We start from the raw sequence: 26,358 nt of genomic DNA on the forward strand, positions 1-26,358 counted from the left end.
TGGCGGGCTCGTTCCTGGCGACGGCGTCGACGGGACGGACCCCTCGCTCCCGCCGGGTAGCATGGTCGACACGGCAGACGAGCCGGGCGGACGGCCGCGTGGAGTCCCCCTAGGGGGCTTCCCGAGGAACGTCCGGGCTCCACAGGGCAGGGTGATGGCTAACGGCCACCCGGGGTGACCCGCGGGACAGTGCCACAGAAAACAGACCGCCGGGGACCTCGGTCCTCGGTAAGGGTGAAACGGTGGTGTAAGAGACCACCAGTGCCCAGGGTGACCTGGGCAGCTAGGTAAACCCCACCCGGAGCAAGGTCAAGAGGGGCCGCCGTGAAAAGCGGCCCTGCGCGGACGTTCGAGGGCTGCCCGCCCGAGTCCGCGGGTAGACCGCACGAGGCCGGCGGCAACGCCGGCCCTAGATGGATGGCCGTCTCCCCGGCCGCCGCGAGGCAGTCGGGTGACAGAACCCGGCGTACAGCCCGACTCGTCTGCCGCCCCATGCGGCTTCGCCGTGGAAAAGGACCCCCTTCAGTCGCTGGGCCCTCGTCGAGTGCCTTGGCCAGTGCGGCGAACCTCTCCTCGTAGGGGTTGCCTGGTTCCGCGAATGTCTGTGCGAAGAGGTCCCTTGGGGGCGGCTCCCGCTGCATCGGCCCCCGGCATGCCGGCAGCTGCGGGGGCACGGCGCCGATCGGCCACCGCTCACATGCCCTCGGGTGAGCGGACAGCTCTCTACTGTCCCGGTACCCGCAGATTGATCGGCCTCCGGTCGCGCAACCCGTCCAGGACGGTGTGGTCGACAGCGGGCCGGGGTCTGGGCGCGGCTGCGGTGAGCGTGATGGTGCCACGGTGGCTGAGCGCGGTCTGCCACTCGCTCGGGCGTGGCCGTGTTCCGCGCTCGCCCGCGGCCTGGGCGAAAAGCCTTCCGGCCGCAGCGGTCTGGCGCTCGTTGAGGCAGCCGGCGACGGGTCGCAGCTGCTGGTCCGGTCTGGCATACGGATCCTGCGCGAGGATGCGCCCCGCGGTGAGGGCCGTCTTGTAGGCGTCCGTGTCGACGCTCGCCTCGGTGGACGGGGCGAGCGGATCGTTCCAGTCGGGAGTGGCGGCCTGTGCCTGGACGGCGTCTCGCCCCACCCGCCGGAAGCCGTCACAGTCCAGGAAGTGGACGGCGGGTTCAGGTGTGAGGGACCACAGGACGTTGGCCTGCGAGATGTCCCCGATCACCAGGCCGGCGTCGTGGAACCAGCCGATGGCCTCGACACAGGCCAGGGCGAGGGTCCTGCGCTGGTCGGGCGTCGGCTGCGACACCTCCTGCCAGGCCACTTTCGGGGGTCTGATCAGGTACTGCAACTCCAGGAGTTTCGTCGTCCCGGTCGCGGTGCGCCACGTCATGGAGGACGGGGCCCGCCGCATGAGGAAACCGAGCGTCCGGCCCCCGTCGACCACCCGGCACAGCGGCCAAGCGGCCAGCTCGTCGCAGCGGACCCGATCGGCCTGGCCGAGCCCCTGCCGGAACGAGACCAGGTCCGCGAGCGCATGCCCGTTGACCTTGGACGGGTCCTTGTACTCCTTGTACAGCAGTGATCCATCACCGATGGCGTGCACGTCACCCTGGCCACCGCTGCCGACCCGGTTCCCCAGCGTGAGCGACGAGCGGGCGACGTCGCCGCCGTCCTGCGAACTCATCCCTGCTCCTCCCACACGCAGATGACGGTCCGGTCGTCGTCGTAGGACTTGGCCCGGGTCTGCGCCTGCCACAGAAAGTCGGACAGGGAAGGGACCTCGGGCCCGCCCCAGGCCGCGGCGAGGTGGCGCGCGAACTCCGGGTCCTTCTGGGTGAGCGGGTTGGTGATGCCGTCGGTGCCCAACAGAACAACCTCACCCGGCGCGGTACGCAGCACCGTGGCCTTGACGCTGCGGTAGGCGTGCGGGAGAGCCTCGGTGCGGGTGTCGAGGAGATCCTCGCCCCCCTCCGGATCCCCCTGCTCCCAGCGGCCGTCACGCAGTACGAACAGGCCGCCGTCGCCCACGCTGAACAGCACACGGTCACGGATGCGCGCGTCGGTGGGGACCAGGAGGACGTGCAGCGTGGTGGCGTAGTCCTGATCGGCATAGGGCCGGGGCTGGTGCTGGGCGGTGCGCGCCCACCCGGAGCGCAGTTCGGCGGCCGCACCGGCGACGGCCTTGGTCGCCAGGACCCGTAGCTCTTCCCCGTCGCGAGCGCACAGGGCCGCGTGAATGTTCTCGGCCTCCCGGTCCAGGTAGACGGCTGTGAGGCGCGAGAACTGGTAGGAGCCCACATGTGAGTACAGGGCGGAACCCACGCCGTCAGCGACGGCCAGCAGAAGCAGCTCCGCCTCCGGCGGGCCGATCCGCGTCACCGCCATGGCGTCCTGGCGGCAACTGCCCTCCCAGTTGTGGGAGTCGCCCCGCACCGAGGCGGCACGCACGGTCAGCCTCCCGATCTGAGCCCCGTCCAGCACGGCCACGGGGGAGAAGGGTGCGAAAAGGTCCGAGTCCCGCACGGAGGGGCGTCCCAGCGGATGGGGCGGATAGCTGGGCGGGCGATTGCCGATGTGCGCCGGCATTCCTCGCAGACGCTCCGTCTCCGTCTCCGTCTCCGGCTCAGTCTTCGTCTCCGGCTCCGTGAACGGCACGGCAACCTCATGTGCCTGGGGGGCCGACGGTGCCGTGGGCACGGCGGCCTCGGGGACCCGAGGAAGGATCTCGGGTGCCATGACGCCGTACGGCAGGCCCGCGATGTGCGCGTCGAGGCCGTCGGGATCGGCGGGTCCGCCCGTGCGGTGGGGGTTATGACCCGGATCGCCGTACACGTTGTGGGATGCGTCGTGGTTCATCGGGCCGCTCACAGCTTGTCGAGGGAGAGGCTGGTGAAGCCGGGCACCTGCTCGTCGACCTGGAGCTGGAACCCGTCCCCACCCTGTGCGGACATGCTGGTCGCCGAGCTCACGATGGACCGGGTGAGACTGGAGGCGAACTCGCGGAGCGCGACGGCCGGCGTGATGGACGCGTCCTGCTGGATGAACGCCTTGAAGTTGGCCACCTCCGTGATGATGGCGGCGTCGGCGGCGCTGATCCCGAAGGCGATGATCTTCGGGGCGTAGCGGAACGCGTTCAGCTCCTTGAGCGCCGTACGCCAGCCGTTGTCCGTCGGGTTGCCGTCGGACAGGAAGAAGACCACGGGCCGGTACACGTCGTGGCCGTCCGCCTTCAGTGCCGAGACGTCCTTCTCGATGGTGTCCTTGAGCAGAGTGAAGGCGTCTCCGAAGGAGGTCACTCCTCCGGCCGAGAGCGACGGCAGCTGCGTCAGCTCGCTCAGGTCCGCGAGCGGCTGCAGCACGGAGGCCTGAGTGGAGAACCCGATCAGCGCGAAACGGGTCTTGTCCGCGACACTCGGATTCGTGCTGATTTCGTGGTGCAGGTCGGGCAGAGCGTCGTTGATGGCGTCGACCCCGGTTCCCGCCATGGAACCGGACTCGTCGCACACCATGTAGAAGGGCAGGATCTGCATGAGCTCTCCTGAGCGTGGGAGTGGGTGACGGCGCAGCCGTCAACGAGTAGGAACGTCAACGGGTGTAGAAGTAGATCTCCAGGTCGGCAGCGCCCGCGGAACCGCCGTTCCAGAAGTCCCGCGTCGTCGTGTCGGTGAACATGTCCGGTCGCGCCTTGCGCAGAGCCTTGTTGATCTCGCGCGCGTACGCCTGACCGTCACTGGGCTCGACGGCATGGCCGAAGGTCATCACGAAGGCGGCGGACCGACCCTCGTAGCGGGCGGTGGCCGAACGGAGTTGCTTCACCATCCGTGTCCTGTCACCGACCGCAGCCGTCACGTGGACCTTCACCGGCTTGCGCTCCACCGACCGGGGGCCCTGCGGAGTCGGACTCGGTGTGGGCGACGACTCGCCGTCGGCGGACGAGGCGGACGAGGCGGACGGAGAAGGACGGGTGGCGGCATGCGCGGCCAGCGGATCGCCCCGGTCCCCCATGGACACGAGGGCGAGCACGAGCAGCATGTCGGCGAAGAGCCACCCGGCGAGATGCAGCGGGGTGAAGCGGAACCCCCTTCTCACCGGGCTCACCGTGCGGATCCGATTCCGGCCCGCAGCTCCCTCGCCTGCCGCAGTTCGTCCTCGGCCCGCTTCTGGGCGGCCTCGGCTCCGGCCCGCGCCGCTTCCGCCTCGCTCCGCGCCGTCTCGGTCTCGGCGCGGGCCGTCTCGGTCTCGCGCAGCGCCCGCACCAGGGCGTCGGTGACGCCGGTGAAGCGGTCGGCCGCTTCGTGAAGGGCCTGGCTGCGGGCCTCGATGCCGAGCAGGGCCTCGCGGGAGACGTCCGCGGCCTCACCGGTGCGCTCGGCCACCGCGCCGAGGTCGTTGAGCAGTCGGCCGTTGACATCCGCGACGACCTCGACGCCGGTGGTGAACCCGCGCTGCGACGCCGCCAGTACGGTCAGGGAGTCCTCGACCTGCTGCGCCGCGTCCGACAGCGCCTGGTGGACGCTGCTGCCGTTGGCGCCGACCGCCGCCTCCAGTCGATCCGCGGTCCGGGCGAGGAGATCGCGCATCCCGTCCCCGGCCACCCGCACTTCCTCCAGCGCCTTGTCGAGCACCCCGGTCTGTCCGCTGACGGCGTCGGCCAGTCGCCGGCCGGCCTGCGTCACCGGGGCGTCCAGGCCCTGCACGGCGGTCTGGATCGCCGTCCCGCTGTCCCGCACGGTCTCCTCCATGCGCAGCACGACCTGCTCGATCGGCCGCACATACGACTCCGCCTGGGCGAGGCGCTGCTCCGCCTTGTCCATGGCCTCGCCCACCACCTGGGCGGCCCGGGTGAGTTCTTCCTGTGTGGCGATGGCCTTGGTCTGCATGCGCTGCAGTCGGCCCGCCGCCGAATTGAGCTCTGCGGCGAAGCGTTGCGGGGACGCGAATCGGTGTGCGTTCAGTGCGAGTTGGGCCCGGGTAAGGACCGGGGCCAGGCGGGCGAGGGTCGCTCGGGTGCGTACGCGCGCCTGCTCCTCGTCACGTTCGGCAGCGGTGCGCCGATAGCCGTGCACGGCGGTCAGAACGAACAGCATCGCGAGACTCAGGCAACCGAAGACAGCGACGTGCCCGAACCGGAAGGCCTCACCCAGGTGCCCGTCGAACCCGGACTGCCACAGCTGGAGGAAGGGCCGGCCGGCGGCCTTGGGATCGTCGCCCGTGAGCGCCCCGTACGCGCTGGACGCCTGCCACAGGCCGAACCAGGTGAAGAGCAGGGGCAGGAAGACCAGGGCCCCCAGGATCCAGTCCAGTGCCGAGTTGAACCGCGCGCCTCGGCTGTCGACCGCCGGCTCGGCGATGCTCTCGGGCCGGGCGAAGTGTGTCATCAGATCCAGGTCGGCCCACGCGTCGAGAGCCTGCGCGTCGGTCGAGCCGAGCGCCTGTGCCAGTGCGCGCAGTTCCTCGGCGCGCGGTGCGAGCGCAGGGTCCTGCGCCATGTCTTCGAGGTGACGTGCCGTCACCCCATGATCCAGTTGTGTCCCCGCGAACATTCCCACCCCTGCCCGGTGCACGCCGGGACGTACTCGCCGATCAAGCGCGGCAACGGGTCAGGCTTGCCCCAGTGGCGCTTGCCCCCCGCAGCGCAGAACGAACTGGTGGAGACTTTTACATCTTCTTCACCAGGCGCGCCATACTAGACGACAATCGCATCAGCGGATGGGTGTCACGAAGCGGTATCAAGCGATCTGCTGAACCTGGGGGCCTACTTGAGTGGTGACGGTAGACGACGGGGTGTCATCCACCTGGGCGGTGGCGGGCCTCCCGCCGATACTGAGAGGCACACGCCGCGAGAGACGGCGCGGCCGCCGCGTCCGGTTGCGGTGGAACTCACGCGACGGACGCCACGTGCCGAGATCGTGGGCCGGGGAGTCCTCCAGGTGAACCTCAACTGGTCGGTCACCTCCGAGGCCGATCTCGATCTGGGCTGCCTGGTTCTCACCGGCGACGGCATGGGAGCCGCTGTGCAGCCCCTCGGGGAGACGTTCGGCGATCTGGACGCCTGGCCCTACGTCAGCATCGACCAGGACGACCGGACCGGCGAGACCTCGGACGGGGAGACGCTGCGGATCAGCCTGGAGCATCGGCGCCAGTTCACCAAGCTCCTCGTCTATGTGTACATCTACGAGGGCGCAGTCGACTTCCGGACACTGGGCGGCGTCGTCACCATCAGCGCGCCGAGCGGCACTTGGCGGATCCACCTCGACGACTCCCCGGCCGGCGCCACTTCGTGTGCCATCGCGTTGCTGACCCCAGGACATGACACCCTCGACCTGCGGCGCGAAGTGCGCTGGTTCACAGCCGATGCCTGGTCGTCGAACCAGGAACTCATCGACCGTGCCTACGGCTTCGGCTTCGAGTGGGTGCCCGGGTTCAAGCCCTCGCTGTAGCCGGGCCACTTCCCGGAAGGCGGTCTCTTCGGCCTCTGCTTCGTGTCGGCTTCCGTTTTCGCTGGTCCGGCAGGCGGGAGCCCTGCCACCGTGTGCCATGCTGTCGCGGTTTCCGGAAGGGGAGGGTGAGATGACCGAGAAGGCGCTGACGCACAAGCAGGCGCTCGCCGCGGTGATCCCGGCGCTGGCCGGCACCTGGGACACCGAACGCGCTGTCTTGGCCTTGCGCGTCGCCGGGTACGAGCCGACGAGCGGCGAGGCAGCCGGCAAAGAGGCCCGCCGCGTCCTGCGGGAGCTGGCTGACGAGGGCCTCGTCGTGAGGCCGGACCCCGGCCAGGCTGTGTATCGGCCGGCGTAATCCTCTCCGGGGTTTCGGCGTTGCGTCACGGAATGACGGACCCCTGAAAGCCGTTCGCGGTGATGTGGGCGATGGCTGACGGACGGGAAGGCGTTCGGCAACGACTATGCCAAGGGTGGGAAGGAGTGCGACGAGTACCCCTTCGCGACCACCTACGAGGGCTGCGCTCAGAAAACGTACGAGCCCTCCGCCCCGAAGAACAACTTCTCCGTCCTGCCGCTGGCGAAGAAGGACAACGGTAACGCCGGTAATCTGCTCGGACAGTTCATGACGCTCAATCGCATTCTCGACGGCGACGACGACTGCTTCTACGTCACCATCAAATAGCGGAGTAAATGCCGGGTAGCCCTCGGGGGGCGTACGCTCCCCAGGGCCCACTCTCACGTCTGCTGGGGCCAGAACTGCACGAGGTAGCGCTCGACGCCCTCAGCGATCCCTTCCTCCTCGAGGACGCGAGCCACCTCATCTCGGCCCGAGCAGTAGACCCGCACATGCCAGTCCCGGCCGGAGGCCCCCAACTCGATCACATCCTCGATCGGGCCGTACGCCACCGCCCACACCTCCAGGGTGCCCGTCGCGGACCGCACGGTGGTGTCGGCTCGCTGGTCCCACACGCGACCGGTGTCCACGGGCGGTTCACCGTTCCACACCTGAGCGGTCATCGTCGGCGTGTGAGTATGACCAGCACTCTCGATATCGACCCGCCCAGGGTGAGCGGTTACGAACACACCCTCGTCCATGTCGCGGCCACCTGGATACGCGACCTGGACAGACTCCGCGTCCTGTAGGCACATCCCGTAGAAATCCACCTCGGGTTCGAGTTCCTGCTCCCTCACCATCCGGGGCTCAGACATGGCACTCCTACTCCTCGATCGCCGCCACCGCCATCTGCGTCATGCGCTGGCGCTTCGGACTTCGGCGGGGCGGTAGGCGCGCACTTCGAACAGGAGCCCGGCAGTGCCCTGTTCGCTCTCCTTCCTTTCCTCCGGCGAAAGGCCGAGCCCCTGCTTGAGGCTTCCTGAGGTCGTCGACGGCGCTCGCAGCGCTCCGCTTCCTCCTCCTGTACCGCAGGTACGCCTCTTCCGCTTCCTGGATCGTCGGGACACTGGCGGAGGCGTGGCCGCGCCGGGTGCGTACGCGGTCGGCTGGCGCCACACCGACCCGGCGCCCGTCTCCATCGAGGCGGTAGACGCTGATGATCAGGTGGGAAGCGCCCGTGTGCGTGAGGGAGGGGCGCGGGCAGCGCCGCACCGGCAGGAAACTTTGGCCGTCCCGAGTAGAGCCGGAGTCCGGGGGCACTCGGATTTCTGGAAAGCGCGGGGCGCTGAGTGCCCGGCGGATGAAGCTCCATCATCAGGTACGCCTACATCAGGGGAATGTGATGACGAGTTACGGCAGTTCTTCTGCCACTTCCGGATCGCGCACCAATGGTCTGGCCATAGCCAGCCTTGTCTGCGGAATCATCGGGATCTTCTTCTTCAATGTGGTCCTCGGGCCCCTGGCCATCGTGCTGGGTGCCGTCGGCCTGCGGCAGGCGGGGGTGAAGGGCGGCGGCGGCTTGGCCAAGGCCGGCATCGTCCTCGGGGTCGTGGACCTGATCATCTTCGCGGTGCTGATCGCCGTGGCCGCGTCCAACGGCGGTTTCACCTGGTACGTCGGAGGCTGACCGGCGAGGGTCGGACGAGGGCACTCGTCCCTCGGTATACGTGAACGGCTCGGCTCGTGCCGAGCCGTTCACGCGTGCCTGCGGGCAGGCTCGGGCGGGTCGGCCGGTTGGGCCGGAGGGCGACGGTCAGCCGAGGACAAGCGGCAACCTCGTTGCCAGGGAGCCCAGTTCGGACAGCTTCGTGAGTTCCCTGTCCGTCGGTGTCCTGCGCCCCGTGCCGATCAGTAGGGCGTCACGGTCGGTGAAGGAGGTGGGGAACGGCGTGCCCGCGATGTTCTCCAGGGCCGTGCGGGAGTGGGCCAGGCTCTCCGGGGACGGGCCGGGGACCGTCGGGAGGTGGGTCGTAGGGAAGTGGGCCGTCAGGTCCAGGTGGTGGAGGGTCCATTCCAGGACGTACGCCGTGAGGTAGTCGGCGACCGTGAGGACCTTGTCCTGGGTGGTCACCCGGGCCGTGGGGTCGGCGAGTTCGGCCGCTCGGCCCGCCGCCGCGCCCACGTCGTCCAGGTGGAACTTCAGGAGGGCCGGGTCCTCGTACGCCGCCGCCAGGCGGACCGTCAGGGCGGCGAGGGGGTCCTCGCCGGTCGGGGGCTCGTGCGTGACCTGCCAGTACGTCCTCGCGTCGGCCGTCAGGGGCGCGGTGCCGGCGGGGGTGGCCAGCGTGATCAGGACGTCCTGGGCGTCGATGACCAGGTGGCACACGAGGTCCCTCACCAGCCAGCCCCCGCAGCCCGACGACTGTTCGAAGTCCTTGTCCGTGAGGTCGGCCACCGCCGCGCGCAACGCTGCCCAGGAAGCTGCGAAAAGGTCCACCCCCGCAAGGTAGTTCAAAGCATTGACCCTTCGCCGGGAGCGCGCTTTCATCGTGCTCCTGTTGAAGGGGGAAACCAGTGAAGAGACCTGTGTTACGTGTGCTGGCGCATGCCGTCGGTTCCGTGCTGGTGGCTGTGGGCGTGACGTCCGTGTCGTCCGCGTCCGCCGTCGCCCAGGACGAGTCACCGGGCGCCGTACCGACCACCCAGCGGATCAGTGTGGCCCCGGACGGCGTCACCGGCGGTAACAGCCACTCCACCGACCCGGTCGTCAGCGCCGACGGACGTGTCGTGGCCTTCGTGTCGTCCGCGACCAACCTGGGGCCGACGACCGATGTGCGCAACAGCGTCTACTACCGGACGGGGCCCGGGGAGCCGTTGCAGCGGGTGGTCGTGCCGGGGGAGACCACCTCCACGCCTCAACTGTCCGAGTCCGGGCGGTACTTGACCTTCGGGTCGTACTCGACCGCGACCGCCACCTCCTCCGTCCACCTCATGGATCTGAGCACCGGCACCGTCGAGCGACTGGCGCCCGCGATGGACGACGGCTACCAGGTGTCGTACGGCATCGCGCCGATCAGCGCCGACGGGCGGTTCATCGCCTTCGTCGCCCGGCCCGCCGTCGACCCGAACGGAGCCTTCGCCTGCCGGGTCATGTTGCTCGACCGCACGACGCGGGAGGTGCGGCGGGTCAGTCGGGAGCCGGACGGTTCCAAGACCTACCACCGGTGCGAGCAGGTCGCGATGAGCGCGAACGGGCGCAAGGTCGCCTACCTGGAGGGGTACACCGGGCCCGCCACCGGCGACCAGGGCGACATCCTGGTCTACGACCGGAAGAGCGGGCGTACCGTGCACGCCGACGCCACCCATGACGGGGCCCCGGCCACCACCTCGGCAATCGGTCCCGTGCTGAGCGCCGACGGCTCCAAGGTCGGCTTCAACTCGCTGGCCACCAACCTGGTCCCGCAGGCCGACACCAACGACGGCTGGAACGCCTTCGTCCGCGATCTGCGCACCGGCACGCTCCAGCGGTACGACGGCCACGCCCCCACCGACCTCACTCTGCTGTCCGACCTGTCCTGCAACGGGTCCAAGGTGTTGCTCAACACGGCGGACGCGAAGCGTACGTCCCTCGGGCTGATCCTGCGCGATCTGCGCACCGGGCAGGAGGAGTTGCTGTCACCGGGGCAGGACGGCAAGCCCGTCACCGTCGGCGACGCGGCGCTGAGCGGGGACGAGTCGACGGTCGTCTTCGAGTCGTACTACCCCGGGCTCGTCCCCGAGGACAACAACCTGATCGGGGATGTGTTCGTCCGCGCCGTGGGGTCCGCCCTCAGTCCGTAGCCCGGAGCGCCCCCACCACCCCGGCCAACCGCGCCCACTCCTTCCTCGGCAGGGCGTCGCCCTCCCGCCCGTCCAGTACCTGCAGCGCCACGTGGTCCGCTCCCGCCGCGTGGTACTCGTCCACCCGCGCCCGGATCCGCTCGTCCTCGCCCCACGCATACACCGCGTCGATCAGGCGGTCGCTGCCCCCGCCTCCCAGCTCCGCCTCGGTGAAGCCGAGGCGGAGGAAGGTGTTCGTGTAGTTCGGGAGGGTCAGGTAGAAGGCGAGGTGGGCGCGGGCGATCGTCCGGGCGCGGTCCGCGTCGGACTCCAGGATCACCTTCAGCTCGGGGGCCAGGAGCGGGCCCGTGCCCAGCGCCTCGCGGGCCTGTGCCGTGTGCTCCGGCGTCACCAGGTACGGGTGGGAGCCGGCCGCCCGGTCGCGGGAGAGGCGGAGCATCTTCGGGCCCAGCGCGGCCAGCACCCGGCGGTCGGCGGGGACCCCGGCCGCGTCCAGGGCGTCCAGGTAGTCGACCATCGCGGCGTACGGGCGCCGGTACTGCTCCGCCAGCTTCGCGTGGCTCACGCCCAGGCCGAGCAGGAATCGGCCGGGGTGGGTGGCGTCCAGCTCGGCGAAACGGGCGGCCGTGTCGGCGGGCTCGTGCTGCCAGATGCTCTGGATGCCGGTGGCGACGGTGATCCGGGACGTGGCCTCGACGAGGGGCACGGCGTGCCCGACCGACGGGCTGCCGCCGAGCCAGATCGCGCCGAAGCCGAGTTCCTCCAGCTCAGTCGCGGCTTCGCCCAGTTCATTCCTCCGGGCCGGGTCCTCGGCCCGCAGACCGACGCTCCAGATGCCGTACCGTCCCACGCTGTTCTCTTTGGCCATGCAAACGCCAACCAGTTCGCCTTGGCGATCTATTCCGGGCGATCCGTCGACATCAATCGTGTCGCATCCATTGACGTCCCTCCTGCCTCAGCCTTAACTTCTGGCCGAAGTTACGCACAACGTTCGCAATATCGAACAATCTGCTCCCATGACGATCCCCCTCGACAATCCCCCTCTCGAGCCGCTCCCTGAAGGGACTTGCCGTGTTCCGCATTCAAGTCCGTCACTGGGTGACGATGGGGGCCGCGCTGCTGGCCCTCTTCGCGTCACTCCTCGCCGTCCAGCCGGCCTCGCCCGCCGCCGCGGCCGACGGCAAGCCCTATACCAACCCGGTCAAGTCGCAGAAGGGCGCCGACCCGTGGCTGGAGTACTACAACGGCAACTACTACCTGGTGACGACCTCCTTCACCGGTGAGCTGACCATGCGCAAGTCGCCCACGCTCGCCGGGCTGAGCACCGCGCCCAGTGTGCAGGTGTGGTCGGACAGCACCTCCACCCGCAACTGGAACATGTGGGCCCCGGAGATCCACTTCTTCGACGGCAAGTGGTACCTCTACTACTCCGCCGGGCCCCGCGCCTCCGCCTGCTGCGACGACCAGCGCACCTACGTGCTGGAGAGCGCCGGGTCCGACCCGATGGGGCCGTACACCTTCAAGAACCAGCTCGCCGGGTCCAACCTCAACCCGGGCGGCTGGCTGATCGACGCCAGTGTGCTCAAGTACAACAACAAGCTCTACCTCGCGGGCAGCGGCTCCGTGAACGGCAGCAAGCAGAGCCTCGTCATCGCGCCGCTCAGCAACCCGTACACTCTCGCCTCCACCACCTTCACCGTCATCTCCAGCCCCACCCTGAGCTGGGAGACCCAGAGCGGTGAAGTGAACGAAGGTCCCGAGCCGCTGTACCGGAACGGCCGTACCTTCCTGATCTACTCCGCCAGCGCCTGCTGGGGCCCCGACTACAAGCTCGGCCAGCTGGAGCTGACCGGGTCCGACCCGCTGCTCGCCTCCTCCTGGACGAAGAAGCAGACCCCGGTCTTCCAGCGCAGCGACGCCAACAGCGTGTACGCACCCGGTCACAACGGGTTCTTCACCTCGCCCGACGGCACCGAGAACTGGATCGTCTACCACGCCAACGACGCGGCGGGCGACGGCTGCGACAACGGGCGGACGACCCGTGCGCAGAAGTTCACCTGGAACGCCGACGGCACCCCGAACTTCGGCACCCCGGTCGCCCTCGGGACCACCATCGCCGGCCCCTCCGGCGAGACCGCGACGACCCCGACCGCGTACACCATCGTGAACCGCAACAGCGGCAAGTGCCTGGACGTCACCGGTGGCGGCACGGCCGACGGCACCAACATCGCCCAGTGGACCTGCAACGGCGGGGCCAACCAGAAGTGGCGGATCGAGGACCGCGCCGACGACACCAGCCGCCTGGTGAACGTCGCCACCGGCAAGGTCGCCGACGTCACCGACTGCGCGAGCGCCGACGGCACCGACATCCGGCAGTGGTCCTGGCTGGACAACACCTGCCAGAAGTTCCGCATGGTCTACCTCGGTGGCGACTACGTCCGGATCGTCAACGCCGCCACCGGCAAGGTCATGGACGTCGCCGACTGCGGCACCGCCAACGGCACCGACGTCCGCCAGTGGTCCTGGCTCAACAACAACTGCCAGCAGTGGCGCCTCGTCCCCACCACCGCCTGATCCCGAAAGGCCCAGACAGAACATGAGACACCTCACCAGACGGGCCGTCGTGGCCGTGGCGGCCGCGCTCGCCGTCTTCACCACCATGACCACCCCCGCCCAGGCAGCCGTCCCGGCGTCCCCGGCCGTCACCTTCACCAACCCGATAGCCGAGCAGCGGGCCGACCCGCACATCTTCAAGCACACCGACGGCTACTACTACTTCACCGCCACCGTCCCCGCCTACGACAAGATCGTGATGCGGCGGGCCACCACCCTCCAGGGCCTCGCCACGGCCACGGAGACCACCATCTGGACCAAGCACGCCAGCGGCGAGATGGGCGCCCACATCTGGGCGCCGGAGATCCACTTCATCGACGGCAAGTGGTACATCTACTTCACCGCCGGCTCCTCCAACGACATCTGGAAGATCCGCCCGTACGTCCTGGAGACCAGCGCCGCCAACCCGATCACCGGCACCTGGACCGAGAAGGGCCGCATCGCCCTCCCGCTCGACACCTTCTCGCTCGACGCGACGACCTTCACCGTCGGCGGCACCCGCTACCTGAGCTGGGCGCAGAACGACCCGGCCGTCGGCGACGGCACCAACATCTACCTGGCGAAGATGTCCAACCCCTGGACCATCAGCGGCAGTCCGGTCATGATCTCCCGGCCGACCAACGCCTGGGAGAAGGTCGGGCACACCGTCAACGAGGGCCCGGCGGTCATCCAGCGCAACGGCAAGGTCTTCATGACCTTCTCGGCCGCCGCCACCGACGCCAACTACTGCCTCGGCCTGCTGACCGCCAGCGACTCGGCCGACCTGATGAACCCGGCCTCCTGGGCCAAGACCCCCAACCCGGTCTTCAAGAGCAACGCCGCCACCGGCCAGTACGGCCCCGGCCACAACACCTTCACGGTCTCCGAGGACGGAAAGTCCGACATCCTCGTCTACCACGACCGCAACTACAAGGACATCAGCGGCGACCCGCTCAACGACCCCAACCGCCGCACCCGTTACCAGAAGCTGTACTGGAACGCCGACGGCACGCCCAACTTCGGCATCCCCGTCGCCGACGGCGCGACCCCGGTCCGGCTCTCCTCCTTCAACTACCCGGGCAAGTTCATCCGGCACTGGGAGTACCGCGCCAAGCTGGAGAGCAACGTCACCAACCTCGCCGACTCGCAGTTCCGGATCGTCACCGGGCTGACGGGCAGCGGCACGGTCTCGCTGGAGTCGGCGAACTTCCCCGGCTACTACCTCCGCCACAAGAACAACGAGCTGTGGGTGGAGAAGGACGACGGCACGGCCCTGTTCGACGCGGACGCCTCCTTCTTCCAGCGGGCCGGCCTTGCCGACACGGCGGACGGCGTCTCGTACGAGTCGTACAACTTCCCCGGCCGGTACATCCGCCACTACAACAACCTGCTCTACACCCAGCCGGTCAGCACCACCCTCGACCAGCAGGACGCCACCTTCTACAAGGAGTAGACGGTTCCGTAGGAAGAGCAAGAAGAGACGGGAGCCCCGCCGGATCACTCCGGCGGGGTGACCCGCACCAGGCCCGACTGGTACGCCATGACGACCAGTTGGGCCCGGTCGCGGGCGCCCAGTTTCGTCATCGCCCGGTGGACGTGGGTCCGTACCGTCAGCGGACTCACGTACAGCTTCTCGGCGATCTCGTCGTTGGAGCGCCCCTCGGCGGCCAGCGACATGACCTCACGCTCACGGGTGGTGAGGATGGTCAGCTGCTCGGGGGCGGCGAGACGGTTGCCGGGGGTGGGGGAGGCGAGGAAGCGCGTGATCAGCGTCCGCGTCGCGGCGGGGGAGAGCAGTGTGTCGCCGGCGGCCACCGCGCGGATGCCGTCGAGGAGCGCGTCGGCGGTGACGTCCTTGCCGAGGAAGCCGCTGGCCCCGGAGCGCAGCGCCTGCGCCACGTACTCGTCGATCTCGAACGTGGTGAGGATCAGCACGCGGGTGTCGGCCAGCTCCTCGTCGGCGCAGATCACGGCGGTGGCGGTGAGCCCGTCCGTGCCGGGCATCCGGATGTCCATGAGGACCACGTCCGGGCGGTGGACCCGCACGAGGTCGACCGCCTCCCGGCCGTCGGTGGCCTCGGCGACCACCTCCAGGTCCGGGCAGGAGTCGATGAGGATCCGGAAGGTGGCCCGCAGCAGGGCCTGGTCGTCGGCGAGCAGGACGCGAATGGTCATGAGGGCTGTGCTACTTCCGCTGGTCGGGGGCGGCGACCGGGTCCACAGGGTGTGGCCGGCGGCTAGATCCGCTGGTCGGGGGCCGGTTCCGGGTCCGGTACCGGTGCGGTGGGGCGAGAGGTGTACGGCCGCAGCGGCAGGTCGGTGGTGACCTCGAAGCCGCCTTCGGGACGGTGGCCGGCGCTCAGACAGCCGCCGACCGACCGGGCGCGCTCGCGCATGCCGATGAGGCCGAAACCGCGGCCGGGCTCGGGGGTGCCGCGCGGGCGGGAGGCGCCGTCGTCGGTGACCGTGATCGTCAGACGCGCGTCCTCGTAGACGAGGCTGACCCGCGCGGCGTCCACGCCGGCGTGCTTGCTGACGTTGGTGAGGGCCTCCTGCACGATCCTGTACGCGGTCAGGTCCACACCGGGGTCCAGCGGCCCCGGGACCCCGTCAGCGGTGACGGTGACCGTGAGACCGGCGGACTCGCACGCCGCCGTCAGCTCCGGGAGCTGGTGCAGTCCGGGCGTGGGGGCCAGCGGCGCCTCGGGGTCGTCGGGACGGCGCAGTACCCCGACCGTGCCCTTCAGCTCCCGCAGCGCCGACGACGTGGTGGCCGTCAGATCGGTGAGGATGCGGTGGGCCTGCTCGGGGTCGGTACGGGTCAGATGCGCGGCGGTGCCCGCCTGGGCGTTGGCGAGCGCCAGATGGTGGGCGACCACGTCGTGCAGATCGCGGGCGATGCGCATCCGTTCCTCGGCGACCCGGAGGCGTGCCTCCTCCTCCCGGGTGCGCTCGGCGTGCTCGGCGCGGGCCTGCACCGACTTCAGGTAGGCGCGGCGCACCTGGGTGCCTCGGCCGGCGACGAGCGGCAGTAGCAGCCAGAAGACCGGGCCGATCGTCCTGAGCAGCAGCGACAGATGGTCCATGGAGTCGGAGACCACGGCCGCGAGGGTCATCGCCGTGATGGTGGTGCAGCCGTAGGCGCGGGTGGTCCTGCGGTCGGTGAGCGAGGCCAGCCAGTACAGCGCCGCCATGATCGGCGCCAGTAGCAGGGGGGTGAGCAGGTAGCCCAGGGCGACCGTGACGACGGTGCAGATCGCGGTCACGACGAGGGCGGAGCGCGGATGGGTGCGGTGCTTGAGCAGCGCGAGACAGGACACGCCCATGAGAGCCATGCCGACCCTGTCCTGGTCCGGAGGCCGGGCGCCGGGCAGGGTGAGCGCGCTGCCCAGGCAGGCGCAGCCCAGCAGCGCCGAGACCAGGACCAGGTCGACGAGGAAGTGGTGGCGGTCGGAGAACTCCTCCAGCCGGTCCGCGTAGCGCCGTTCCCGGCTGGGGCTGCTGAGTGTCATGGGTGACTCCGGTCGGTGGACTGGGACCAATCGTGGTCGACGCGGGGGTGGACGCCCCCGGGGGCCGCCCGTGTCCTTCGCCACGGACGGCCCCCGGTGGGGGTGGGCGGTCGGATCAGGTGCGCGTCACTTCCAGCTCGGCCGTCTCGGCCGGGGCCGGGGCCGCCTCCGGATCGGCGCGGCGGCTCAGCGCCTCACCCTCCACATCGACGTGGGGCAGCATCCGGTCCAGCCACTTCGGCAGCCACCACGCCTTGTCGCCGAGCAGCGCCAGCACGGCCGGCACGATCGCCATCCGTACGACGAACGCGTCGAACAGCACCGCCGAGGCCAGCCCGAAACCGATCATCTTGATCATGGAGTCGCTCTCGCCGATGAACCCGGCGAACACCGCGATCATGATCAGGGCGGCGGCCACGACCACCCGGGCGCTGTGCCGGAAGCCGCTGGTGACCGCCTCGTCGGCCGGGTCGCCGTGGACGTACGCCTCCCGCATCCGCGAGACCAGGAACACCTCGTAGTCCATGGCCAGACCGAACACGATGCCCACCAGGAAGATCGGCATCAGGCTCATGATCGGACCGGTCTGCTCCACGCCCAGCAGCTCCGCGCCGTGGCCCTGCTGGAAGACCAGGACGACCACACCGAGCGAGGCGAGCACCGACAGCAGGAACCCGACGGCCGCCTTGAGCGGGACCAGCAGCGAGCGGAAGACGACCAGCAGCAGGATGACGGCCAGACCGACCACGACCAGCAGATACGGCACCAGCGCGGACTGCACCTTGGCGGAGATGTCGATGTTCAGCGCGGTGGTGCCGGTGACCTCGAACGTGGCCCCCGTCTCGGACTCCAGGCCGGGCCGCTCGTCCCGGATGACGGTCACCAGGTCCTTGGTCTTCTCGTCGGTCGGCGCGGTGGTCGGCACCGCCGAGAAGACGGCCGTGTCACCGGCCTCGTTGAACCGCGCGGGGGAGACCGACACGACGCCCTCGGTGGCCCCGATCTCCTTCGCGATCGTGTCGGCGGCGCCCTTGGCGTCGGCGGCGCCCTCGGCGTCCACCACGATCGTCAGCGGCCCGTTGAAACCGGGCCCGAAACCCTCGGCGAGCGCGTCGTAGGCCCGCCGCTCGGTGGTGGAGGTCGCCTTGGCCTCGTCGCCGGGCATGCCCAGCTGGAGGTCGGTCATCGGCACCGCGAGCGCGCCGAGGCCGACGACACCGAGGAGCAGCACGGGAAGCGGACGGCGCAGCACGAACCGCGCCCAGCGCGTGCCGCCGTTGTCCGGGGCGCTGCCCTCGATCCGGCCGCTCCTGCGCACCTTGCGGGACAGCACCGCGTTCGGCCAGCAGGCGAGGACGGCCGGGACCAGGGTCAGCGCGATCAGCACCGCCACGACGACCGCGCCCGCCGCGGCCAGCCCCATCTTCGTCAGCATCGGGATGCCGACCACGGACAGTCCGGCCAGCGCGATGACGACGGTGAGCCCGGCGAACACGACCGCCGAACCGGCCGTGCCGGTGGCGAGGGCGGTGGCCTCCTCGGGCGTACGGCCGCCCGCGCGCTCCTCGCGGTAGCGGGAGACGACGAACAGGGCGTAGTCGATGCCGACCGCGAGACCCAGCATCATCGCGAGGGTGCCCGTCGTGGTGGACAGGCCGAGCGCCTCGGACAGGGCGAGGATCGAGGCCATGCTGACGCCGACGCCGACCAGCGCGGTCAACAGCGGCAGTCCGGCGGCGGCCAGCGACCCGAAGGTGATCAGCAGCACGACGGAGGCGATGGCGACACCGATCACCTCCGCCATGCCGCCCGCGCCGCCCTGCTCGGCCATGGCGGTCCCGCCGGCCTCGACGGTCAGCCCGGAGTCCCGCGCCGCGTGGAGCGTGTCCTCCAGATGGGCCTTACTGGCGTCGGTGAGGTCGTTCGCGGTGACCTTGTAGGTGACCGTCGCGTACGCCGTGGTGCCGTCCTTGCTCACCGCCCCGGCCTGGAAGGGGTCGACGGCGCTCGCCACCTGGGAACCGTCCGCCAGATCGGCCACCGTCTCCTCGACGGCCTTCTTGTTCCCGGCGGCGGTCACCTTCTCGCCGCTCGGGGCGACGAACACGACCCGGGCGGTGGCGCCGTCCGCCGTGACCCCGGGGAAGCGCTGCTCCATCAGGTCGAACGCCTTCTGGGACTCGATGCCCGGCATGGCGAACCCCTCGTCGGAGGCTCCCGGGGCCTTGAGGGCGCCGACCCCGACGGCGGCCAGGACCGCCAGCCACATCAGGACGACGTACCAGCGTTTGCGGAAGGCCAGTCGGCCCAGCCGATGAAGGAAGGTTGCCATGGGTCGCAGGTCTCCACGTCAGAGGTCTCGGGTGTGTGCCAAGACTCCCGTCGGGGCCCCTGTCCCGTCGTCGTGCGGCTGCCGACAATCCCGGGTACTCAGAACGCAGTACGACCCCGGCGCCGGATCACCCCGGGGTATGACCGGCGGCGGCCGGGGGAGGACGCACCGTCGGCCTACATGGTGTGCAGGGTGTCGCGGGAGGCCCTGATGAAGACCTTCAGCGCGTCCCAGAACGGCGTGTAGCAGGCGTCGAAGCGCGCCACGGCACCGGCGTCGCCCTCGATCATCGCCTCGATCGCCCGGTGGAAGGGGCTCGTCGCCCGCCGGACCGTGTTGGCGAGGTCGGCGACCTCCTCGGGCCCCTCCAGCGACACGATCCATGTGAGGTTGCGCAGCGTGGCGTACTCGTCCCGCTGCCGCTCCCGCAGCACCCGCAGCTCCTCCACCTGCTCCGGCCCGAGCCCGCCCTCGGCGCCCCGGACCACGTCGGACACCTTCCAGTGCACGTCGTTCAGCCGCTGCGCCTGCTCGATGAAGCCCGCGTACGCCGTCCGCCGCGCCTCCCGCAGCCGCTCCACCCGTTGCGCGCCCGCCGTCGTGTCCGCCTGTATGCGTGCCGCGCGCGCCGTCCCCCGGCTGGTCACCCAGCTCGCCAGCACGGCCGTGCCGGCGGTGAGCGCGGCGATCCAGAACGCGTTGTCAGCCACGGCGGGGGCCCAGCGAGCGCGCGGTGACCCCGGCGAGGTGGGACGCGAAGACCGCGCGGGCGTCCGGCGTCAGGGTGCGCAGCGCCACCAGGGCGGTGATGACCACGTCGCACAGCTCCGACTGCACGTCGTCCCAGGTGTGGGTGGTGCCCTTGCGCGGGTTCTGCCCGGTCGCGCCGATCACCGCCTGCGCGACCTCGCCGACCTCCTCCTGGAGCTTCAACATCCGCAGCAGCAGGCCCTCTCGGCCACCGTACGGCTGGTCCGCCTCAAGCCAGGCGTGCAGGTCGGCGACGGACTGCCAGAGGTCGTCGGGGGAGTGGTTCTGCTCGCTCATGGGCGCAGCTTGCCATGCCCCTGTGACAGCGGTGACGACGATGCCCGATCCGCCGGAACGGCGACGCTCACTCCTCGAAGCTCACTCTTCGAAGCTCACTCCTCGAACAACGCCTCCTGCTCGCCCTCCTTCTCCTTGCGCACCCGCTGGTTGCGCAGGCCCACGACCACCGCGGTGACCGCGGCCGTACCGGCGAGCGCCACCGGGACCATCCAGCCCCGGTCGACGACATGGCGCAGCGCGTGGTCGAGGGAGAGCCGGCCGGGCCCGGCGACGGCGAGGCCCGCGGCGGCCAGGCCCAGGGTCGCGGCGTACTCGTAGCCGCCCTCGGCATTGAAGAAGCCGTTGGGCGCGTGGATCGCGGCCGCGCCGCCCATCGCGCCCGCCGCGGCGGCACCGGCCGCGGGCGTCGCGAGGCCCAGCGCGAGCAGCGCGCCGCCGCCGGTCTCGGCGAGGCCGGCGGCGGTGGCGCTGGCCTTGCCGGGCGCGTACCCGACGGACTCCATGAACGCGCCGGTGCCCTCGATGCCGTGCCCGCCGAACCAGCCGAACAGCTTCTGCGTGCCGTGCGCGGCGAGCACACCGCCCGTGCCCAGCCGCAGGAGCAGCAGTCCCAGATCGCGTCGGTCGAATGAGGTCATGAGAACTCCCGGGCAGCCGGTGCGTTGGGTCCCCTCCCGCGTATCCACCGTCGCACCGATCACACCTGCCCGGCCCGCGCGGGCCGCCGTTCGGGTGGCCCCGGATCCGTGGCGCGCCTCCGGTGGCGCACCCCCGGCAACGGTGTGAGGCTGGCCGCCATGACGATCGCACCCGCCAAACTCAGCGACCCGGCCGTCCGGGCCTTCGTCGCCGCGGTGAACGCCCATGACGAGGACGCGTTCTTCGCGCTGCTCACGGAGGACGCGACGATGTCGGACGACGGCTCCGACCGTGACCTCGCGGACTGGACCGACCGGGAGATCTTCTCCTCCCACGGCCACATCGAGGTCCAGCGGGAGTCCGCGGGCGGCCGTGCCCTGGTCGCCAACTACCGCAACGACACCTGGGGCGAGATGCGCACCGCGTGGCGCTTCACGGTGTCGGAGGACGGCAGGATCAGCCGGTTCGAGACGGGCCAGGCATAACGCCCGGGGCGGTCCGGACGGTTGGGGGGCTTGCGTTCGTGTGCACTCCAACTCGTAGCGTCCGTGGGCATGGAGACGAACACGTACACGAGGCCGTTGGGCCGCAGCGGCATCCAGGTCAGCGCCCTCGGCTTCGGCTGCTGGGCGATCGGCGGTGAGTGGCAGGACACCGACGGCCGGCCGCTCGGCTGGGGCAAGGTGGACGACGAGGAGTCCGTACGGGCGGTCCACCGTGCCCTCGACCTCGGCGTCACCTTCTTCGACACGGCCGACACCTACGGCGCCGGCCACAGCGAACGCGTCCTCGGCCGGGCCCTCGGCAAGCGCCGCTCCGACGTCGTCGTGGCCACCAAGTGGGGCAACCTCTTCGACGAGGCCACCCGCACCCTCACCGGCCAGGACGACACCCCGGCCCACGCCCGCCGCGCCCTCACCGCCTCCCTGGACCGCCTCGGCACCGACCACGTCGACCTGTACCAGCTGCACCTCTCCGACGCCGACCCCGAGCGCGCGGCCGAACTCCGGGAGACCTGCGAGGAGTTCGTACGGGAGGGGCTGATCCGGGCGTACGCGTGGAGCACCGACGACCCGGAGCGCGCCGCCGTGTTCGCCGAGGGCCCGCACTGCGCGGCCGTGCAGCACCGGCTGAACCTCCTCCAGGACGCGCCCGAACTCCTCGCGCTGTGCGCGGAGTCGAACCTCGCGAGCATCAACCGCAGCCCCCTGGCCATGGGTCTGCTCACCGGCAAGCACACCGGCGGACGCGCCCTGGAGGCCGGTGACATCCGCAGGACTCCGCCCGCCTGGCTGCCCGGCTTCACCGCGGACGGCGGCGCCGACCCGGAGTGGCTCGGCCGGGTCGAGGCGCTGCGCGAGATCCTCACCGCCGGGGGCCGTACGCTCGCGCAGGGCGCCCTCGCCTGGATCTGGGCCCGCAGCCCCCTGACCGTGCCCATCCCGGGCTTCCGCTCGGTCGCCCAGGCCGAGGAGAACGCGGGCGCCCTCGCGCAGGGGCCGCTCACCGCGGACCAGCTCGCCGAGATCGATCGCGTCCTGGGGCGGTGAGCGTCGGCCGTCGCTCCGGCTTCGACGCCCTGTCCGTGCCGAGGCCGTAGGGCGAGTCGGGGACCGGATGCCGGCGGGGGTGGCGGCGCCGATGTGACGGGGCGGCGACCCGATGTGGTGGCAGCCGTTCCGCGCTCCGGTGCTTACCTCGCGGTCCCACGCGAGGTCCGCCCCCTCCCGGACCGCGGAAACGGCTGCCGCCTCCCCCTCGGGTTGGACGCGGAAGCCATTGCCTCCAAGTGTGAAGCTCTCGTGGAGACGCGTCCTGAGCATATGCCCGCCACGTGCTCTTATGGGGCGGAGCATCAGCTTCCGTTTGTGCAGGTTGAGCCGTGGACGAGTGTGGTGTACACCCGTGTCGGCTGTCTCAGCCCCGCCCGACGTACGGCATCGTCGTCGCCATCACCGTCGCGAACTGCACATTGGCCTCCAGCGGCAGATCCGCCATGTGCCGCACGGTCCGGGCCACGTCCCGCACGTCCATCACCGGCTCCGGCACGAGCTGCCCGTTCGCCTGGAGGACTCCGCTCGCCATGCGTTCGGTCATGTCCGTCGCCGCGTTGCCGATGTCGATCTGGCCGACCGCGATGCCGTACGGCCGCCCGTCCAGCGAGAGCGACTTGGTCAGGCCGGTCAGGGCGTGCTTGGTCGCGGTGTAGGCGACGGAGTGCGGGCGGGGCGTGTGCGCGGAGATGGAGCCGTTGTTGATGATCCGCCCGCCCCGCGGGTCCTGCTCCTTCATCTGCCGGTACGCCGCCTGCGCACACAGGAACGCCCCGTTGAGGTTGGTGTCCACGACGTGCCGCCAGGCCGCGTAGTCCAGCTCCTCCACCGGCACCCCGCCCGGGCCGAAGGTGCCCGCGTTGTTGAACAGCAGGTCCAGCCGTCCGAACCGGTCGCGCACGGCGGTGAGGAGCGCGTCCACGTCACCGGGGCGGGAGACGTCCGTACGGACGCACAGCGCCTCCGGGGTGCCGGCGCCGGTGCCGGTGCCCGCGTCCGTCGTGGCGCCGGCCTCGGCCGCGGTCTCGGCGAGCTTGTCCTCGCGGCGGCCCGCGAGCGCCACCGACCAGCCCGTGCGGAGCAGTTCCACCGCCACGGCACGGCCGATGCCGGAGCCCGCACCCGTCACGATCGCGATCTTGGTTCGCATAGCGTTCATGGCCCCGCAGCGTAAAGGAGGGGGCGCACCGGGCCGCGCAGAAAGCGCCCGCCATGCGGAACTCATTCGTCCGCCATCTGGGTGTTGTGTACGTGACAGAAGATCGTCGAACCTGGCCACTCCAATGCCAAGAGACAACTCCCGTCAGACGAGGGTCAGATGACACCCACAGCCCAGAACGCCTCCCCGTGGCCGACGCCGTCCCGTTCGTCCCACGCGGCCGAACTCCGCGCCGCCGCACGCCACTTCGACCGCCGCCGCTTCCTGACCGTCACGGGGGCGGCCGCCGCGCTCGCCTTCGCCACCAACCTGCCCGCGGCCGGCGCCGCGGCCGCCGCCACGCTCGACGCGCGGCGGATCACCGAGGACCCCTTCACCCTCGGCGTGGCATCCGGCGACCCGCTGTCCACCTCCGTGCTGCTGTGGACCCGGCTCGCCCCGGCCCCGTACCAGCCGGACGGCGGACTCCCCGCCGAACGGGTAGACGTACGGTGGGAGTTGGCCCTCGACGACAGATTCCGACGGGTCGTCAGACGCGGTACCGCCACCGCCCACCCCGAGTTCCACCACACCGTCCACGTCGAGGTCGACTTCCTCGCCCCCGGGCGCGTCTACTACTACCGCTTCCGCACCGGCACCTGGATCAGCGAGACCGGCCGCACCCGCACCGCCCCCGGCCGCGGCCACCTGACCGGCGCCACCGGCCTGTCCTTCGCGGCCGTCTCCTGCCAGCGCTACGACCAGGGCTACTACACCGCCTACCGGCACCTGGCCGACGAGGACGTCGATGTCGTCCTCCACCTCGGGGACTACCTCTACGAGTACGCGGTGAACTCCGTCGGAGGCGCCCGCAACTACACCGACCGCGTCCTGCCCGACGTCTTCAACCACGAGACGGTCACCCTGGAGGACTACCGACTGCGCTACGCCCTCCACAAGACCGACCCCGACCAGCGGGCCGCCCACGCCGCGCACCCCTTCGTCGTCACCTGGGACGACCACGAGACCGAGAACAACTACGCGGGCGAGAACCCCGACGGCGGCGAGCCCTCCGAGGAGTTCCTGCTGCGCCGCGCCGCCGCCTACCGCGCGTACTGGGAGAACCAGCCGCTGCGCCGCCCCCAGCGCCCCGACGGGCCCGACATGAAGCTGTACCGCCGCTTCCGGTGGGGCCGCCTCGCCCAGTTCGACATACTCGACACCCGCCAGTACCGCTCCAACCAGGCGCAGGGCGACGGCTGGCAGATCCCCGGCCCGGAGTCCGCCGACCCGGCGCGCACCATGACCGGCGCCACCCAGGAGCGCTGGCTCCTGGACGGCTGGGACCGGTCCGACGCGGTCTGGAACGTCGTCCCCCAGCAGGTCACCTTCTCCCAGCGCCGCAACGCCGTCGGCGACGTCTACAAGGTGTCGATGGACTCCTGGGACGGCTACACCGCCTCCCGCGAACGCCTGCTCGCCGGAGCGGAGGCCGCCGGCGTCGAGAACCTGATGGTCCTCACCGGCGACGTCCACGTCGGCTACGCCTTCGACATCAAGCGCGACTTCGACGACCGCGCGTCCCGAACCGTCGGCACGGAGCTCGTCGCCACCTCCGTCAGCAGCGGCGGCAACGGCTCCGACAAGCCCGCGAACTGGAACACCTACATGACCGCCAACCCCCACATGCGCTTCTACAACGGCCGGCGCGGCTACCTCACGGTCGCCCTCGACCGCGAGTCCGCCCGAGCCGACTTCAAGGCCGTGCCCTACGTGACGACGACCGGGGCCGGGATCTCCACGGTCGCGTCGTTCGCGGTGGAGGCGGGCAAGCCGGGGCTCACGCCGGTGTAGTCACCAGCGCGTCGCCCAGGTGGCCGTCCTCGCCGGGATAGCGCACTCCGATGCGGTCGCGGATCGCGTCCAGGGTGCGCATCACGGCGAGGGTGCCGTCGAGGGGGACGAGCGGGGACTCCGTCTCGCCGGCGCGCAGGGCCCGCATCACCTCCCGGGCCTCGTGACGGAAGCTGTTGCGGGGGCCGTCGGCCGGGTCCGCGGTGAAGACCTCCGGCTCGCGGCCCACCCGGTGCAGGACAAAACGGTCCGCGAAGAAGAAGCCGTCCGGGATGTCGATCCGGCCCTCGGAGCCGGTGACCGACGCGCTGGTGGCGGTGCCGCCGACGATGGAGCAGTGCACCGACGCGAGGGCACCGGTCTCCCAGGAGAGCAGCGCGCCCGTCTGGAGGTCGACGCCCTCCTTCGAGAGCACCGCCTTCGCCGTCACGTCCGAGGGCTCCCCGAGCAGCAGATGCGCGAAGGAGATCGGGTACACACCCAGGTCGAGCAGCGCGCCCCCGCCCTGCGCCGGGTCCCGCAGCCGGTGCGTCGGCGCGACCGGCCCGAGGATGCCGAAGTCGGCGTGGACGGTCCGCACCTCACCGATCGCGCCGTCCCGCACCATCGCCGCGAGCCGGCGCACCACCGGGTTGCAGTAGGTCCACATGGCCTCCATCAGGAACCGCCCGCGCTCCCGCGCCAGCGCGACCAGTTCCTCCGCCTCGCGCACGTTCAGCGTGAACGGCTTCTCGCACAGCACGTGCCGCCCGGCCTCCAGGCACATCCCGGCGGCCGTCCGGTGCGCCGAGTGCGGTGTCGCGACGTACACCACGTCCACGTCCGCGTCCTCGGCGAGCGCGCGCCAGTCGCCGTACGCCCTCGGTATCCCGAACCGTTCCGCGAAGGTCTTCGCGGAGTCCTCGCTGCGCGAGGCCACCGCCACGACCTCGGCGTCCGGCAGGTCGACGAGGTCGGCCGTGAAGGCCGCGGCGATCCCTCCGGTCGCCAGGATCCCCCACCGCACACGCCCGTCGTTCGACATCGCCACCCCTGTCCTCGGCCCCGGGGCGGGACTGTGACCCCACCCACGTCGTAC

26 protein-coding genes and 1 other RNA gene are annotated in these 26,358 nt (G+C 70.6%); 11 read left to right on the plus strand and 16 right to left on the minus strand.

Annotated features, from left to right (window positions below):
- Positions 1–78 precede the first annotated feature (78 nt).
- Positions 79–485: RNase P RNA component class A (gene rnpB, locus ACZ52C_RS01690), an RNA gene on the plus strand.
- A gap of 238 nt (positions 486–723) precedes the next feature.
- Here rnpB and ACZ52C_RS01695 read toward each other — a convergent pair.
- From ACZ52C_RS01695 to ACZ52C_RS01715, 5 genes are read right to left on the minus strand one after another with little or no spacing between them, the layout of a single operon-like run.
- On the minus strand, positions 724–1,677 hold the full coding sequence (locus ACZ52C_RS01695) for a hypothetical protein (RefSeq protein WP_469072896.1): 954 nt from the start codon (positions 1,675–1,677) through the stop codon (positions 724–726).
- Positions 1,674–2,849 carry a protein phosphatase 2C domain-containing protein gene (locus ACZ52C_RS01700; protein ID WP_469072897.1) on the minus strand — a complete coding sequence of 392 codons (1,176 nt, stop codon included), beginning with the start codon at positions 2,847–2,849 and terminating at the stop codon, positions 1,674–1,676. The genes ACZ52C_RS01695 and ACZ52C_RS01700 overlap by 4 nt, the downstream gene beginning before the upstream one ends.
- A gap of 8 nt (positions 2,850–2,857) precedes the next feature.
- A complete protein-coding gene (locus tag ACZ52C_RS01705; protein WP_469072898.1) occupies positions 2,858–3,523 on the minus strand; it encodes a vWA domain-containing protein in 666 nt (221 codons plus the stop codon).
- 55 nt (positions 3,524–3,578) lie between these two features.
- Positions 3,579–4,091, minus strand: coding sequence for a hypothetical protein (locus ACZ52C_RS01710; RefSeq protein WP_469072899.1), 513 nt, complete (start codon positions 4,089–4,091; stop codon positions 3,579–3,581).
- Entirely contained in the window at positions 4,088–5,482 is a 1,395-nt protein-coding gene (locus ACZ52C_RS01715) for a hypothetical protein (RefSeq protein ID WP_469072900.1), read from the minus strand. The genes ACZ52C_RS01710 and ACZ52C_RS01715 overlap by 4 nt, the downstream gene beginning before the upstream one ends.
- 384 nt (positions 5,483–5,866) lie before the next feature.
- On the opposite strand from ACZ52C_RS01715, the gene ACZ52C_RS01720 reads away from it, so the two are divergent.
- The 3 genes from ACZ52C_RS01720 (at position 5,867) to ACZ52C_RS01730 (ending at position 7,118) form a co-directional block, all read left to right on the plus strand.
- The gene (locus tag ACZ52C_RS01720) at positions 5,867–6,433 is read left to right on the plus strand and encodes a tellurium resistance protein (RefSeq protein WP_469072901.1); all 567 of its coding nucleotides are present in this window, start codon (positions 5,867–5,869) and stop codon (positions 6,431–6,433) included.
- A 130-nt stretch (positions 6,434–6,563) separates the two neighbouring features.
- Positions 6,564–6,791 (plus strand): hypothetical protein, encoded by a 228-nt coding sequence (locus ACZ52C_RS01725; protein WP_469072902.1) that lies wholly within the window; start codon positions 6,564–6,566, stop codon positions 6,789–6,791.
- Positions 6,792–6,866: 75 nt separating this feature from the next.
- Positions 6,867–7,118 carry a NucA/NucB deoxyribonuclease domain-containing protein gene (locus ACZ52C_RS01730; protein WP_469073407.1) on the plus strand — a complete coding sequence of 84 codons (252 nt, stop codon included), beginning with the start codon at positions 6,867–6,869 and terminating at the stop codon, positions 7,116–7,118.
- A gap of 53 nt (positions 7,119–7,171) precedes the next feature.
- Here the strand turns inward: ACZ52C_RS01730 and ACZ52C_RS01735 are convergent, their stop codons facing one another.
- Positions 7,172–7,453 (minus strand): hypothetical protein, encoded by a 282-nt coding sequence (locus ACZ52C_RS01735; RefSeq protein ID WP_469072903.1) that lies wholly within the window; start codon positions 7,451–7,453, stop codon positions 7,172–7,174.
- A 719-nt stretch (positions 7,454–8,172) separates the two neighbouring features.
- Between ACZ52C_RS01735 and ACZ52C_RS01740 the strand changes: the two genes are divergently transcribed.
- Positions 8,173–8,457: a DUF4190 domain-containing protein gene (locus tag ACZ52C_RS01740; RefSeq protein ID WP_469072904.1), complete on the plus strand. Its 285-nt coding sequence runs from the start codon at positions 8,173–8,175 to the stop codon at positions 8,455–8,457.
- A gap of 126 nt (positions 8,458–8,583) precedes the next feature.
- Here the strand turns inward: ACZ52C_RS01740 and ACZ52C_RS01745 are convergent, their stop codons facing one another.
- A complete protein-coding gene (locus ACZ52C_RS01745; protein ID WP_469072905.1) occupies positions 8,584–9,267 on the minus strand; it encodes a maleylpyruvate isomerase N-terminal domain-containing protein in 684 nt (227 codons plus the stop codon).
- A gap of 122 nt (positions 9,268–9,389) precedes the next feature.
- Here ACZ52C_RS01745 and ACZ52C_RS01750 point away from each other — a divergent pair, with 122 nt between their 5' ends.
- On the plus strand, positions 9,390–10,610 hold the full coding sequence (locus tag ACZ52C_RS01750; RefSeq protein ID WP_469072906.1) for a hypothetical protein: 1,221 nt from the start codon (positions 9,390–9,392) through the stop codon (positions 10,608–10,610).
- Here the strand turns inward: ACZ52C_RS01750 and ACZ52C_RS01755 are convergent.
- Positions 10,600–11,478: an LLM class F420-dependent oxidoreductase gene (locus ACZ52C_RS01755; protein WP_469072907.1), complete on the minus strand. Its 879-nt coding sequence runs from the start codon at positions 11,476–11,478 to the stop codon at positions 10,600–10,602. The genes ACZ52C_RS01750 and ACZ52C_RS01755 overlap by 11 nt on opposite strands.
- A 236-nt stretch (positions 11,479–11,714) precedes the next feature.
- Between ACZ52C_RS01755 and ACZ52C_RS01760 the strand changes: the two genes are divergently transcribed.
- Both ACZ52C_RS01760 and ACZ52C_RS01765 read left to right on the plus strand, forming a co-directional pair.
- On the plus strand, positions 11,715–13,184 hold the full coding sequence (locus tag ACZ52C_RS01760; protein WP_469073408.1) for a family 43 glycosylhydrolase: 1,470 nt from the start codon (positions 11,715–11,717) through the stop codon (positions 13,182–13,184).
- 22 nt (positions 13,185–13,206) lie between these two features.
- Positions 13,207–14,655: a family 43 glycosylhydrolase gene (locus ACZ52C_RS01765; RefSeq protein ID WP_469072908.1), complete on the plus strand. Its 1,449-nt coding sequence runs from the start codon at positions 13,207–13,209 to the stop codon at positions 14,653–14,655.
- A 44-nt stretch (positions 14,656–14,699) separates the two neighbouring features.
- Here the strand turns inward: ACZ52C_RS01765 and ACZ52C_RS01770 are convergent, their stop codons facing one another.
- The 6 genes from ACZ52C_RS01770 to ACZ52C_RS01795 all read right to left on the minus strand — a co-directional run bounded on the left by ACZ52C_RS01770 (position 14,700) and on the right by ACZ52C_RS01795 (position 20,734).
- A complete protein-coding gene (locus ACZ52C_RS01770; protein ID WP_469072909.1) occupies positions 14,700–15,377 on the minus strand; it encodes a response regulator transcription factor in 678 nt (225 codons plus the stop codon).
- 62 nt (positions 15,378–15,439) lie between these two features.
- Positions 15,440–16,714: a sensor histidine kinase gene (locus tag ACZ52C_RS01775; RefSeq protein ID WP_469072910.1), complete on the minus strand. Its 1,275-nt coding sequence runs from the start codon at positions 16,712–16,714 to the stop codon at positions 15,440–15,442.
- A 115-nt stretch (positions 16,715–16,829) separates the two neighbouring features.
- Complete coding sequence (locus ACZ52C_RS01780) at positions 16,830–19,046, minus strand: MMPL family transporter (protein WP_469072911.1); 2,217 nt, start codon at positions 19,044–19,046, stop codon at positions 16,830–16,832.
- 176 nt (positions 19,047–19,222) lie between these two features.
- Complete coding sequence (locus ACZ52C_RS01785) at positions 19,223–19,756, minus strand: hypothetical protein (RefSeq protein WP_469072912.1); 534 nt, start codon at positions 19,754–19,756, stop codon at positions 19,223–19,225.
- The gene (locus tag ACZ52C_RS01790) at positions 19,749–20,093 is read right to left on the minus strand and encodes a MazG-like family protein (protein WP_469072913.1); all 345 of its coding nucleotides are present in this window, start codon (positions 20,091–20,093) and stop codon (positions 19,749–19,751) included. Before ACZ52C_RS01790 ends, ACZ52C_RS01785 begins: the two co-directional genes overlap by 8 nt.
- 95 nt (positions 20,094–20,188) lie before the next feature.
- Positions 20,189–20,734: a DoxX family membrane protein gene (locus ACZ52C_RS01795; RefSeq protein ID WP_045562807.1), complete on the minus strand. Its 546-nt coding sequence runs from the start codon at positions 20,732–20,734 to the stop codon at positions 20,189–20,191.
- Between the two features lie 159 nt (positions 20,735–20,893).
- Between ACZ52C_RS01795 and ACZ52C_RS01800 the strand changes: the two genes are divergently transcribed.
- A complete protein-coding gene (locus ACZ52C_RS01800; RefSeq protein WP_184894851.1) occupies positions 20,894–21,220 on the plus strand; it encodes a nuclear transport factor 2-like protein in 327 nt (108 codons plus the stop codon).
- 69 nt (positions 21,221–21,289) lie between these two features.
- The gene (locus ACZ52C_RS01805) at positions 21,290–22,285 is read left to right on the plus strand and encodes an aldo/keto reductase (protein WP_469072914.1); all 996 of its coding nucleotides are present in this window, start codon (positions 21,290–21,292) and stop codon (positions 22,283–22,285) included.
- A gap of 367 nt (positions 22,286–22,652) precedes the next feature.
- Here ACZ52C_RS01805 and ACZ52C_RS01810 read toward each other — a convergent pair whose 3' ends face one another.
- Positions 22,653–23,447: an SDR family oxidoreductase gene (locus tag ACZ52C_RS01810; RefSeq protein ID WP_469072915.1), complete on the minus strand. Its 795-nt coding sequence runs from the start codon at positions 23,445–23,447 to the stop codon at positions 22,653–22,655.
- Between the two features lie 159 nt (positions 23,448–23,606).
- Here ACZ52C_RS01810 and ACZ52C_RS01815 point away from each other — a divergent pair, with 159 nt between their 5' ends.
- Positions 23,607–25,280, plus strand: coding sequence for an alkaline phosphatase D family protein (locus tag ACZ52C_RS01815; RefSeq protein ID WP_469072916.1), 1,674 nt, complete (start codon positions 23,607–23,609; stop codon positions 25,278–25,280).
- Here ACZ52C_RS01815 and ACZ52C_RS01820 read toward each other — a convergent pair.
- Entirely contained in the window at positions 25,267–26,304 is a 1,038-nt protein-coding gene (locus ACZ52C_RS01820; RefSeq protein ID WP_469072917.1) for a Gfo/Idh/MocA family protein, read from the minus strand. The two genes, ACZ52C_RS01815 and ACZ52C_RS01820, sit on opposite strands and share 14 nt — an antisense overlap.
- Positions 26,305–26,358: the final 54 nt, after the last annotated feature.

It is taken from the genome of Streptomyces sp. NPDC034049 (assembly GCF_055575575.1).